This window comes from Dyella sp. 01N36 (genome assembly GCF_056399745.1).
Map to the genome: position 1 here is coordinate 1 of NZ_JBFTRY010000108.1, position 12,108 is coordinate 12,108.

The 12,108-nt window shown below is 65.2% G+C and carries 11 protein-coding genes and 1 pseudogene; 5 read left to right on the forward strand and 7 right to left on the reverse strand.

Features of this window, described 5'->3' with window-relative positions; translation table 11 throughout:
- A pseudogene (locus AC1DMG_RS15120) lies at positions 1-609 on the reverse strand (hypothetical protein); the annotation flags it as partial.
- A gap of 116 nt (positions 610-725) precedes the next feature.
- On the opposite strand from AC1DMG_RS15120, the gene AC1DMG_RS15125 reads away from it, so the two are divergent.
- Together AC1DMG_RS15125 and AC1DMG_RS15130 are read left to right on the forward strand one after the other, a co-directional pair.
- Positions 726-2,009: an acetyl-CoA C-acetyltransferase gene (locus AC1DMG_RS15125; RefSeq protein WP_441601709.1), complete on the forward strand. Its 1,284-nt coding sequence runs from the start codon at positions 726-728 to the stop codon at positions 2,007-2,009.
- A 26-nt stretch (positions 2,010-2,035) separates the two neighbouring features.
- Positions 2,036-2,566: an energy transducer TonB gene (locus AC1DMG_RS15130; protein WP_441601708.1), complete on the forward strand. Its 531-nt coding sequence runs from the start codon at positions 2,036-2,038 to the stop codon at positions 2,564-2,566.
- 406 nt (positions 2,567-2,972) lie between these two features.
- Here AC1DMG_RS15130 and AC1DMG_RS15135 read toward each other — a convergent pair whose 3' ends face one another.
- From AC1DMG_RS15135 to AC1DMG_RS15155, 5 genes are all read right to left on the reverse strand, one after another.
- The gene (locus AC1DMG_RS15135; RefSeq protein ID WP_441601707.1) at positions 2,973-4,838 is read right to left on the reverse strand and encodes a phospholipase D-like domain-containing protein; all 1,866 of its coding nucleotides are present in this window, start codon (positions 4,836-4,838) and stop codon (positions 2,973-2,975) included.
- A gap of 30 nt (positions 4,839-4,868) precedes the next feature.
- The gene (locus tag AC1DMG_RS15140) at positions 4,869-5,453 is read right to left on the reverse strand and encodes a YceI family protein (protein ID WP_441601706.1); all 585 of its coding nucleotides are present in this window, start codon (positions 5,451-5,453) and stop codon (positions 4,869-4,871) included.
- The gene (locus AC1DMG_RS15145; protein WP_441601705.1) at positions 5,450-5,923 is read right to left on the reverse strand and encodes a SixA phosphatase family protein; all 474 of its coding nucleotides are present in this window, start codon (positions 5,921-5,923) and stop codon (positions 5,450-5,452) included. The genes AC1DMG_RS15140 and AC1DMG_RS15145 overlap by 4 nt, the downstream gene beginning before the upstream one ends.
- A 202-nt stretch (positions 5,924-6,125) precedes the next feature.
- Positions 6,126-6,758 carry a ParA family protein gene (locus AC1DMG_RS15150; RefSeq protein WP_046971972.1) on the reverse strand — a complete coding sequence of 211 codons (633 nt, stop codon included), beginning with the start codon at positions 6,756-6,758 and terminating at the stop codon, positions 6,126-6,128.
- A gap of 110 nt (positions 6,759-6,868) precedes the next feature.
- Complete coding sequence (locus tag AC1DMG_RS15155) at positions 6,869-7,897, reverse strand: hypothetical protein (RefSeq protein WP_477180710.1); 1,029 nt, start codon at positions 7,895-7,897, stop codon at positions 6,869-6,871.
- A gap of 166 nt (positions 7,898-8,063) precedes the next feature.
- Here AC1DMG_RS15155 and AC1DMG_RS15160 point away from each other — a divergent pair, with 166 nt between their 5' ends.
- A complete protein-coding gene (locus AC1DMG_RS15160; protein WP_046971974.1) occupies positions 8,064-8,264 on the forward strand; it encodes a hypothetical protein in 201 nt (66 codons plus the stop codon).
- A gap of 62 nt (positions 8,265-8,326) precedes the next feature.
- Here AC1DMG_RS15160 and speE read toward each other — a convergent pair whose 3' ends face one another.
- Complete coding sequence (gene speE / locus AC1DMG_RS15165) at positions 8,327-9,181, reverse strand: polyamine aminopropyltransferase (protein ID WP_121883865.1); 855 nt, start codon at positions 9,179-9,181, stop codon at positions 8,327-8,329.
- A gap of 277 nt (positions 9,182-9,458) precedes the next feature.
- Between speE and speA the strand changes: the two genes are divergently transcribed.
- The gene (gene speA, locus AC1DMG_RS15170; protein WP_441601703.1) at positions 9,459-11,348 is read left to right on the forward strand and encodes a biosynthetic arginine decarboxylase; all 1,890 of its coding nucleotides are present in this window, start codon (positions 9,459-9,461) and stop codon (positions 11,346-11,348) included.
- A 148-nt stretch (positions 11,349-11,496) separates the two neighbouring features.
- A partial coding sequence (locus AC1DMG_RS15175) for a 3-hydroxybutyrate dehydrogenase (RefSeq protein ID WP_477180711.1) occupies positions 11,497-12,108 on the forward strand: 612 nt, incomplete at its 3' end.

Here is a 12,108-nt window from a genome sequence, read left to right on the forward strand (position 1 = left end):
GAGCAGGGCGGCCTCGAGCAGGCTCCATAGCGGCGCGAGGTTGACGTGTTCGTATTGCACGCAGGTGAGCGCGAGCAGGTCGTTGCGGCTCAGGTAGCGCGCGTGTTCCAGCCGCACGCCAAACGTGCGCATCAGCCAGTCCGCCGTACGGGCGCCGGCTTCGCCGCGGCCCACCAGCTCCACTTCGAGCTTTTCCGAGAGGCTCTCGGCCAGCGCTTCGGGCGCCAGCAGCGAGATCGGCAGCAGGCGCATCGGGCCATCGGCAAAGGCGGCTTCGGGTTCCAGCGGCTGGGCAGGCATGTGGCCCTCGTGGGTGCCGAAGGCCACCACGTTCTCCAGATGGCCGCGCGGCACGCGCCGGGCCAGCTCGTCCAGCGTGGTCCACACCGGGAAACCCGGGCGCAGCAGTTCCACCGCGTCGAACAGGGCCCCGGCCAGGGCGAGGCGGGCCTCGTCCACCTGGGGCACCAGCGTGTGCAGGTCGGCGGCGACCAGCGCGGCCAGTTCGGCGGCCTCATCGCGGCTCAGCGTACGGTGCGAGGGCGTGTCACCGGCGGAAAGCTCCAACGCGAGGACCACGGGGAGGGCGACGAGTGTTTGTGCTTCCACGGTTGACGAACCCGAACAGCAAAGAACTGGATTCTAGCATTTGAGGCATTTTGGACTTTCTTGGCATGCCGGGGCGGGTTAGCCTTGACGACTCGGCTCTTCGGACTGCTCCAGCCATGGAAAACACGCTCAAGCGCGTCGGTGTGATCGGCGGTGTACGTATCCCGTTCTGCCGCAACAACACCGCCTACGCCGATGTCGGCAACTTCGGCATGTCGGTGAAAGTGCTTGGGTCCCTGGTGGAACGCTACGGCCTGCACGGCGTGGAGCTGGGCGAAGTGGCCATGGGCGCGGTGATCAAGCACGCCTCCGAGTGGAACCTGGCGCGCGAAGCGGTGCTGTCCTCGGGACTGGCGCCCACCACGCCGGGTATCACCACCGCCCGCGCCTGCGGCACCTCGCTGGACAACGCCATCATCATTGCCAACAAGATCGCCACCGGGCAGATCGAAGCGGGCATTGCGGGCGGCTCGGATACCACCAGCGACGTACCCATCGTGCTGGGCGAGCGCCTGCGCAAGCGTCTGCTGGCGGTCAACCGTGCCAAGACCTGGCAGGAGAAGCTGCGCACCGCCACGCAGGGTTTTTCGCTGAAGGAACTCAAGCCGGCGTTCCCCGGCGTGGCCGAGCCGCGCACCGGCATGTCGATGGGCGACCACTGCGAGAAGATGGCCAAGGAGTGGCATATCGCGCGTCAGGCGCAGGATCAACTCGCGCTGGACAGCCACCGCAAGCTCGCCGCGGCTTATGACGCCGGCTTCTTCGAGGATCTGGTGGTGCCGTTCCGCGGCCTGAAGCGCGACGGTTTCCTGCGTCCCGACAGCACGTTGGAGAAACTCGGCTCACTCAAGCCGGCATTCGACAAGAGCTCCGGCCATGGCACGCTCACCGCAGGCAATTCCACCGGTCTGTCCGATGGCGCTGCCGCCGTGCTGTTGGGCACCGAGGAATGGGCGAGCAAGCGCGGCCTGACCGTGCAGGCCTGGTTCCGCGATGCGGAAGTGGCTGCGGTCGATTTCGTGCATGGCGAAGGCCTGCTGATGGCGCCGACCGTCGCGGTGCCGCGCATGCTGGCGCGCCATGGACTCAGCCTGCAGGATTTCGACTTCTACGAAATCCACGAGGCATTCGCTGCCCAGGTGTTGTGCACGCTGCGTGCATGGGAAAGCGCCGAGTACTGCAAGCACCGTCTCGGCCTCGACCAGCCCCTGGGTGCGATCGATCCGGCCAAGCTCAACGTCAATGGTTCCAGCCTCGCCGCCGGTCACCCGTTCGCGGCCACCGGTGCGCGCGTCGTCGCCACGCTGGCCAAGCTGCTTGAGCAGAAAGGTTCGGGGCGTGGCCTGATTTCCATCTGCACCGCCGGCGGCATGGGCGTCACCGCCATCCTCGAACGCTGAGCGATCCGCTCGGCCCGCTCATCGCGATGTTTCGACTGCGCACCACCGTCTGCCTGAGCCTGCTCGCGCTGGCGATCGGCGTGGCGGGCACGGCATGGCTCAGCACGTTCACCGGCGACTGGCAAGGCCCGGCAGGCGCAGCGTCCGCCAGCAGCGACAAAGTCCGCCGGATCCTGCGCCGTCATACACGCGCACCGGCCGCACGCGAACCTGCAGCTCCGACCACGACTGCACGTACACGCATCGTGGCTGCAGCAGCGCGGACCACCGACGAGCTGCCCACGCTCACGCCCATCGACATGCCGTCACTGGCGACGCCATGGCTGCAGCGCGCTGTCTTCGCCAGCGGGCGCGTGGTGTTGAAGCTCAGCATCGATGGCGAAGGCCGCGTGGGTCAGGCAGCGGTAGCCGAATCCAGCGGCAACGCAGGCCTCGACGACCGCGCATTGCGTACCGCAACGCGCTGGCGCTTCGCCGTCCCCGGCGACCACCCCAACGGTCTGATGGGCCAATTGGTCATGCGCTTCGACGACACCCCGACAGCCGCACCCTTGTAGGAGCGCACTTGTGCGCGACCGCGGCATTGATGGGTACCTCGCCCTGGGGCTGTCGCGCACAAGTGCGCTCCTGCAAAAACAGGTTCCGGGTTACAACACGCCCTGCACGCTGTTTTCGGGCGTGTATCGATCAGCTCCAGGCAACGCCGCCTCCTGTGGGAGCGCACCCTGTGCGCGACTGCGGCCTCGATGTTCGCCGCACCGTGGGGCTGTCGCGCACAGGGTGCTCTTACAACGAGAGATTCCGGGTTACGGCACGCTCTGCACGCTTTCGCGAGAGTATCGATCAGCTCCAGGCAACACCGTCTCCTGTGGGAGCGCACCCTGTGCGCGACTGCGGCATCGATGATTGCCTCGTGGTTGGGTTGTCGCGCACAGGGTGCGCTCCCACAGATGAGGTCTCGCGCTACAGCACGCCCTGCACGCCCGCACCAAACGCCGTAATCAACCGCGTATAGATCAGCTTCGGCGACACATCGACATCGGGGAAATCGCCCACCGGCGTATAGCAGCTGAGAAAGGCCGGATCGCTGGGCCGCATCGGTATGCAACCGGCCTTGAGGTCATAGCTGGTGGCGTAGCGATACGGCCACAGGTCGAAGATCGGCAGGCTGGCGGAGAAATCGCCGATCGCCATGCTCAGGCTGCTCTGCTCTCGCTTTGCGATCACCCATGCATTCTCCGGCTGCGTGTCGCGCAGGATGCTGTCGCGCAACTCGCTGGCGAAACGGGCGTCGTAGACGATCACGCCTGCCTCGGTGTTGTAGTGATCCGAGCGGGGATCGAAATTGTGCGAGCCGACCATGGCGAAATCGTCATCGACTACCAGCGACTTGGCATGCAGGCCGAAGCGGCGGCCGGTCGTGGTCAGCGGGGCCGGGCGGTTGCGGCGCGCGGTGCTGCGACTGCCGAGCAGGCCGCGCTCCGTGCCGACCCGGTGGCGCGCCTGCGTGCCGCCTTGGGCAAGCGGGGGGGGACCTTCATCGGCCGCGGCATCGGCGTTGTCCTCGGCCGGACCGGCCGCATGCGGCTTCATCTCGTAGATCTCGAAACCGTAATCCTTGAGATAACGCTTGCGGTGCTTGTACGAGAGCGCATACACCGCGAACGCATCGGTCGAGGCAAGGGAGTTGGTCGACACCACGATGCGCGGTGGCGAGTCGCCCTGGTGCAGCCGTTCGAAAATCGCCTTGGCCCGGTCGCTCATCACCAGGTACGGCGTCTGCAGCACTACTTCGTGCTGCGCGGAGCCCACCATGCGCATGAGGTGCGTGGTGAATTCGTGGGCGCTGCGCTTGCCGGGCTCGTCGGTCTTGGCCGGGAGATCGCTGAAATAATCGACGCGGCCGGTGCGCAAGGTGTCGGACACCAGCACGTCGTCGATCCAGTCGGTGTCGCCTGCTTCCTCCACCACGCGTGCCACGCGCTGCGGATGCGCATAGCGCGGTTCCGGCAAGGGGCCGGGATGGAAGTCGTCGAGCAGATAGTGGTTGACGTCGCGCAGGTGGGTCAGCGGCGTGGAGCGCTTGTGGTTCCAGAACGTCGCAAAGCTCGAGGCCATCTCTCGTGCGGCCGGTCCGCCCACCATCACGTCACGATCGACGTAGTCGAAGTCGTTGTCCCAGTCGAAATAGCGGTCCTGGTAGTTGCGACCGCCGGTGATGCCGATCGTGTCATCCACCAGCAGCAGCTTGTTGTGCATGCGCTGGTTGAACGTCATGAAGCAGCACACGATGCTCGCGCTGAATTCCACCACCGAGGTCTGCGCCTCATGGAAGGTCGGGTTGTACAGACGCACCTGGAGGTTCTCGTGCACCGTGGCCAGCCGTTCCAGCAGCACGGGGTCGCCGAAGGAGAACAGCTGGTCGGCAAGGATGCGCACCTTCACGCCGCGTCGCGCCGCCTTGATCAGTTCGTCCAGCACCAGCTGGCCGGCATCGTCCTGGTCCCAGATGTAGGTCTGCACATCGATGCTGTGCTGGGCGGCGCGGATCAGGTTGAGGCGCGCGACCATCGCCGCCTCGCTGTCGTTGAGCAGGGTGACCACGTGCACCGGCTCGTCGGGCGTCGAATCGCTGATCGCCTGATGCGCGGCATCGAGCAGCGGCGAGGCGATGGCGCAGTGGTCGGGATGGCCGCAATTGAGCTGGCGCTCCACGCCCGCGGCGACGGCGTCGTCGGCGCGTCGGATGCGCGAGGGCGAGACGCTGCATCCCGACAGGATCAGGATCGCTACAAGCACAAAGGAGACGGCGATCCAGCGTTGGCGCATGCCGCGATGATACGGGAGACCGCGGCGCACTCAGTCAGTGTTGGCTGAACGCGCGGCGTAATCCAGACTAATCATCATGCCCAGTTGCACCTGGTCCGAAATGGCCGTGCGATGGTTGCTCATGCCGAAATCGCTGCGCTGGATGGTGCCGCGCACCGAGATCACGCATTGCTGCGGCAAGTCGAGCGGGCAGTGCGAGGGCAGTACTTCGAAATGCGCCGGCTTGGTGACGCCGCGCATGGTCAGCTCGCCGTCCAGGTCGCCGCCTTTCTCCAGCATGGCGAGCGAAATCGGTTCGGACACGAAATGGATCGAAGGAAAACGCGACGCATCGAAAAACTCCGGCGCCAACACCCAGCGGCGGATGCGGTCAGAGTTCATGTGGATGCTCTCCACCGTGATATGGGCGTCGACGACGGCGGTGTCGTGCAGGCTGCTGAGCGTGACGTCGCCATCGATCTCCTGGAAGCGGCCGTTGAGCTGGGTCAGCCAGAACAGCTTCACGCCGAAGTCGGCATGCGAGCGGGCCGGATCGATGCGGTAATCCGCTGCTTGTGCCGGCAGCAGGGTGAGCAACAACAGCACAAGACAGCAGCTGACGTACGGCAAACTCATGGGGACCAGAAAGCATCCAGGCGGGCGTTGCCGGGTTCAAGTGCGCCATCGAGATGAAGCACGGCCAGGGCCGCGGGCGGCATGCCGCGGAATTCGTCGGAACGGCCTTCGACCAGCAGCGCCACCAGCCGTTCGATGCCGGGATTGTGGCCGACCAGGACCACCGTGCCGGCATCGCCGTGCTGGTCCAGCAGGGCCAGCAGTTCGCCGGGCGTGGCGTCGTAGATGTCGTCGGCAAACTCGGTGACCGGGACGTAGCTGTACGCGGCCAGGGCCAGCGCCGCCGTGGCGCGCGTACGCTCGGAAGGCGAGCACAGCACGCGGTCGGGCTTCACGCCGTGCGACGCCAGCCACTTGCCGGCGGCCTTGGCTTCCTGCTCCCCGCGTCCGCTCAGGCGCCGGCTGTGGTCGTCGCCGCCGGTGGGAGCCGGCTGAGCTTCGGCGTGACGCAACAGGATGAGTTCGTGCATGGTTGGCTCCTGGTAATACGCTGTACTACGCAGTGACAGGGCCACTGCTTCCGTGGGCCCGCGGGTCGCGATGCTCGACGGGCCCAGGCCAACCGCCTGCGCAACGCCGCGCCTCCCACCTCGCCGACTTGCTGGACATCATGCCACCCTCGCTGAGCAGAACAGAGCACCGTTTGGCCGCACCGGATCACGGTTAGACCATTCAGTGCTGGCGCTTGATCCAGCGGAGCAGATGTTTCCAGTCTTCCTGATGGCTACGCACGTTTTCCGACCCGTAATCAAAGATCCCTTTGCCCAGAGCCGTCAGCAGCACATAGGCCTGGCTGTCACGCAACTGCGCCACCAGCGGAAACGGCGCCTGCTCGGACAGCTGCGACATCGCGTCCTGACTGGCGTTGGTCCACGGCTTGAGGCGGTTGCCGACCAGGCCCACCGGCAACTTGCCTCGTTTGACGCGATTGATCTGCTTGAGTTCCTCGAGAAAGCCGAACGTGGCATCGAGGTCAAAGGTTGACGGCAGCACCGGCACCAGCACGATGTCGGCTTTCTCCAGATAGGGCTCCAGGTCTTTTTCCTGCGAGCCCGCCGGCGTATCGATGAGTACGCGCTGCGTATCGGGAGGGAGTTTTTCCATCGAGCGGCGGCCGCCTTCCACGGCCAGAACGCCGGGGACGTTGTCAGGGCGATTGGCTGCCCAGCGGAAACCAGACTTCTGCCGGTCGGCGTCGACGATGGCGGTGTGCTTGCCATCCTGCGCCCAGTGCGAGGCCAATTGCGTGACCAGCGTGCTCTTGCCGCAACCGCCTTTGCTGCTTGCTACCAGTACCGTCAGCATGATGCCGCCCCAGTGTCCAAGCCGGGCCCCAGCCTACACGATGGCCGGGGCGTCGACGCAAGCATGAGTGTCCTTCTGCAGGGCTGGCGTTGCCTGGATCGGCGTGGCGATCAGCCGGCCTTGGTCGGCTCCCATTCGGACGGCGCATCGACGGGCATGTTGTAGTCGTGCAAGGCGGTGAGCACCAGGCTCATCTGGGTGCCGCCCGAGCGGGCCAGCTTGAGCAGATGCTGGGCCACGGCGGTATCGCCCTTGGCACGCACGGAGAGCTGGGAGAAGCTCTGCACCTGCCACACCAGGTTGCGGCGCAGGCGCTTGGCGTCTTCCTGCTGGGATGCATCGTCGGCCAGTACTTCGCGCAGATGCAGGCCAAGGGAACGGGCCAGCGGGCTCGAGCCCCATTCCAAGAGTTTGCCCAGGGTCAGGCAATCCGCCTTGATCTGGGGTTTGTCGGCGTTCTCTTCGCAAAGGCGGGCGGTGGCCTGGAGGGCAGGCTGCGGCTGGCCTTCGGCCAGACCGAATACCAGGGTCAGCTGCACGTCGGCCCCATTGGTGGCCGAAAGTGGTCCCACCACGTTGGTGGGCGGCGGCAGCACGGTCACCGTGCTCGACAACGCCTTCAGCGTCGCCCCGGTGTAGTCGTCGTAAATCTTTGCGGCGGCCGCCTTGGCGAGATCCTGGCGGGCGTCGTCGTTCTTGCCGTCGCRCAGGTCCTGGCCCAGCTTGAGCAGCCACACGGCCGCGTTGTCCGGCGCCTGCTGCACCAGCTTGGCCACGGCGTCGGCGTTGGGACAGTCCGAGGCCTTGGCGTCGCAGTCGCTCAGGCGGGCCCAGCTGATCTCCGGGCCGGCTCCCTGGGCGGCCGCAGCCCGGTCGATCAGGGTGTGGTAGCTGTTGAAATCCGGCTGGTCCGACAGGGGCCGGGCCAGCAAGGCGGCGCCCATCAGCGGGATCGGATCGGCCTGCGGGGCGGTCACGCTGACCAGATCCTTCTGGTATTGCAGCAGCGCCTGGCGGCGGGCGGGCGAGGTGGCATCCGTGGCAGCGGGCGGCGTTTTTGCGGGGGCCTTGGCCGCCAAAGCCGGGTCACAGGCCGCGGCCAGCAGCAGGGCAAATGTGAAGAAGCGCCGTCCAAGCATCGAGTAGTCCTTACACTGAGCCAACAATCAGGATAACGTCCAAGGATTAAGCTCGCCTGATCCGCTGGACGCGACGGGCGGGAGAATGCGTCCCAGCTTGTTAGCATGGCCGCTTCGCGACGCCCCGGGGTGATACGTCATCCTGCGCAGCACAGGAGAAAACCACGTGAACGACATTTCCTTTTTGGCCGACGGCCGTGCGGCGCCCTGGTTCGTGGGCTGGGGCACGCTGGCGTTGATCAACGCAGGCCTCGCCCAGGGCAAGAACCGCAGCGGCCTGCTGTGGTTTCTGCTGTCGCTGGTGCTCGGGCCGCTGGCCACGCTGGTGCTGGTGTTGATGCCCAAGGCGCGCCAGACGCTGTTCTAAGCGGGTCCAGAAACGAAAAAACCCGGTGCGTTGCCGCACCGGGTTCGGGGAACCGGCAAAACTTACTCGCCCAGTGCTTCGCGCATGAATTCCGGCTGGGCCAGCGCCGCCTTGTGGATATCGGCGTTGTAGTAGCGGGTCGGGAAGTTCTTGCTCAGTGCGCCGCGCTCGCGGAAGCCGGCCAGATCGCCACCCTTGCGGACCATGGTGCAGCTCCACCAGCCGGTGGGGTAGCACGGCTGCGGGAACGGCAGCGTCTTCACCGCGCTGAAGCCGGCGGTACGCATGGCCGAGCGCATCGACTTGATCAGCTCCAGGTGCGCAATCGGCGATTCGGACTGCTGCACCAGGATGCCGCCGTGGCGCAGGGCCTTGTAGCAGCTGCTGTAGAAGGCCGCGTTGAACAGGCCTTCGGCCGGGCCGACCGGGTCGGTGGAGTCCACGATGATCAGGTCGAGCGATTCGGGCTCGGCTTCGGCCATGTACTTGATGCCGTCGATGAACAGCAGCTCGGCGCGCGGATCGTTGTTGGAGTCGCACAGTTCCGGGAAATACTGCTCGGCCAGGCGCGTCACGCGCTCGTCGATTTCCACCTGCACCGCGTGCTCCACTTCCTCGTGCTTGAGCACTTCACGCAGCGTGCCGCAGTCGCCGCCGCCGATGATCACCACGCGCTTGGCGCGCGCATGGGTGAACAGGGCCGGGTGCGTCATCATTTCGTGATAGAGGAAATTGTCGCGGCTGGTCAGCATCACGCAGCCGTCGATCACCATCAGGTTGCCCCAGTCGGTGGTCTGGTAGATCTCGATGGTCTGGAACGGCGTTTTCTCGGCGTGCAGCAGCTTCTCCACGCGGTAGCCGATGGAGGAGCCGGAGGCCTGGTGGGCTTCGGTGAACCAGCTGGGATGCTGCGACATGGGGATGTTCCTGACGAAAAGATGGGTTCAAAGAATCCGTAATTGTAGCCGAACGGGGTCTCTGGGGTGCCCGCAGATGCCCGGATCTTCGGCACATTGTCACAAGAGGCCGTTACAATAGCCGTCCGTACCGCCGCGCTTAGCCGCCCGCGGTACGCCAGGTCAGCCGCGGCCCCGCGGCGTGCGAGGCTTCCGGCCCGGCTGACTTTGTTTCGTCAAGGCTCGCCGCTGCGACGACATGTCCAGGGTGTTACACCCGTAAAACAAGGAGCCCTCCATGTCGAAGCACTGGAACATCGACGCTGCCCGTCATACCTACGCCGTTCCGCACTGGGGCGATGGCTATGTCGACGTCAACGAAGCCGGCCATATCGTGATGCGTCCCAAGGGCGCCACCGGCCCGGCGCTGTCGCTGCCGGTCATCGTCGATCGCGCCCGCGCCGAAGGCCTGCGCCTGCCGCTGCTCGTACGTTTTCCCGACATCCTCGCCGATCGTTTGAAGCGTTTGCAGGACGCCTTCGCCAAAGCCATCGGCGAATGGAACTACACAGGCGGCTATACGGCCGTCTATCCGATCAAGGTGAACCAGCAGCGCGGCGTCGCCGGCGAGCTGGTGGCCGCCGGCGAACACGGCTTTGGTCTGGAAGCCGGCTCCAAGCCCGAGCTGATGGCCGTGCTGGCGATGGCGCGCCCGGGCAGCATCGTGATCTGCAATGGCTACAAGGATCGCGAATACATCCGTCTCGCGCTGATCGGCCTCAAGCTCGGCCTGCGCGTGCACATCGTGATCGAAAAACTTTCCGAACTTGATCACGTGTTCACCGAAGCCAAGGCGCTCAACGTCGAGCCGCTGCTCGGCGTGCGCGTGCGACTGGCCTCCATCGGTGCCGGCAAGTGGCAGAACACCGGCGGCGACAAGGGCAAGTTCGGCCTGTCGCCCAGCCAGGTGCTGACCCTGGTGGAGCGCCTGGACCAGGCCCAGCTCAAGCACACGCTGAAGCTTCAGCACTTCCACATGGGCTCGCAGATTTCCAATGTGCGCGACATCGCCAATGGCATGCGCGAAGCCACGCGTTACTTCGTGGAATTGAAGCGCATGGGCGTGCCACTCGACATCGTCGACGTCGGTGGCGGCCTGGGCGTGGATTACGAAGGCTCGCGTTCGCGCAGCCACAACTCGATCAACTACTCGATCGAGCAGTACGCCTCCACCATCGTGCAGTCGCTGGCCGAAGCAGTGGCGGAAGAAAACCTGCCCGCGCCGCACATCATCACCGAGGCCGGCCGCGCCATGACCGCGCACCACGCCGTGATGGTGGTCAACGTGACCGAAGTGGAGCCGGTGCCCGAGGGCAATATCCCCGACGCGCACGACCACGAACCGGCCGTGCTGCGCCGCTTGCGCGAAACCTGGGCCGAGCTCGACACGCGCCCGGCGCTGGAGCTGTTCCATGAAGCCCAACATCATCTTGCCGAAGGCCAGGCCTTGTACTCGCTGGGTCAGTTGAACCTCGAACACCGCGCGCATCTGGACGATATGTACTACGCCATCGCCAATGCCGTGCGCACGCGCCTGCTGCCGGCCGAGCGCTCGCATCGACAGGCCATGGACGAACTCGACGAGAAACTGGTCGACAAGTACTTCGCCAATTTCTCGGTGTTCGAATCGGTGCCGGACATCTGGGCCATCGACCAGATCTTCCCGATCGCGCCCATCGCGCGACTGGACGAAGAGCCCACGCGTCGCGGCGTGATCGTCGATCTCACCTGCGACTCCGACGGCCGCATCGATGACTATGTCGACGCCGAAGGTGTGGACGTGAGCCTGCCGTTGCATGCCCTGAAAGAAGACGAAAGCTATCGCCTCGGCATCTTCATGGTCGGTGCCTATCAGGAGACGCTGGGCGACATCCACAACCTGTTCGGCGACACCGACGCGGTGAATGTGCGCGTCGACGGCGATTCGTATGTTTTCGCGCACAAGCGCCGAGGCGACACCACCGACCTGATGCTCGACTACGTCGGTTACGACCTGGAAGCCCTGCGTCGCAGCTACCGCGAACGTATCGCGGCGGCGGGTGTCGAAGGTGCCGCAGCGGAGCAGTTGTTTGTCACATTGAATGAAGGTCTCACCGGCTATACCTATCTGTCGGAAGGTGTGCGTTGAGGCGATAGGACCCGCTCGTCATTCCGGCCTACGCCGGAATGACGGAATAAAAGACACGCGGTCCATTCGTCTTATGGATGCACACCCCAGGCTGTGACAGCCTGACAACCGTTTCTGCTTTCCCCGTTCCCCATCGACAGGAGTGGTTATGGCAAGTCTCGACGGCAAGGTGGCACTCATCACTGGCGCGGCCAGTGGGCTGGGCAAGGCCATTGCAGAGCTTTACGCGAAGAACGGTGCGGCGGTCGCCATCGCCGACATCAACCAGCAAGCGGCCGACGCAGCGGCCAACGAGATCAATGCGGCAGGCGGCAAGGCCATCGGCATCGCGATGGACGTGACCAACGAAGACGCCGTCAACGCCGGCACCGACAAGGTGGTCGCGCAGTTTGGTCACCTGGATATCCTCATTTCCAACGCCGGCGTGCAGATCATCAATCCGATCGAGCAGTTCGCCTTCKCCGACTGGAAAAAGATGCTKGCCATCCATCTCGAYGGCGGCTTYCTCACCACCAAGGCCGCGCTCAAGCACATGTACAAGGACRACCGCGGCGGCACCGTCATCTACATGGGCTCGGTGCATTCGCACGAAGCCTCCAAGCTCAAGTCCGCCTACGTCACCGCCAAGCACGGCCTGCTGGGTCTGGCGCGCACGCTGGCGAAGGAAGGCGCCGCGCACAACGTGCGCTCGCACGTGATCTGCCCCGGCTTCGTACGCACCCCGCTGGTGGAAAAGCAGATTCCCGAGCAGGCGAAAGAG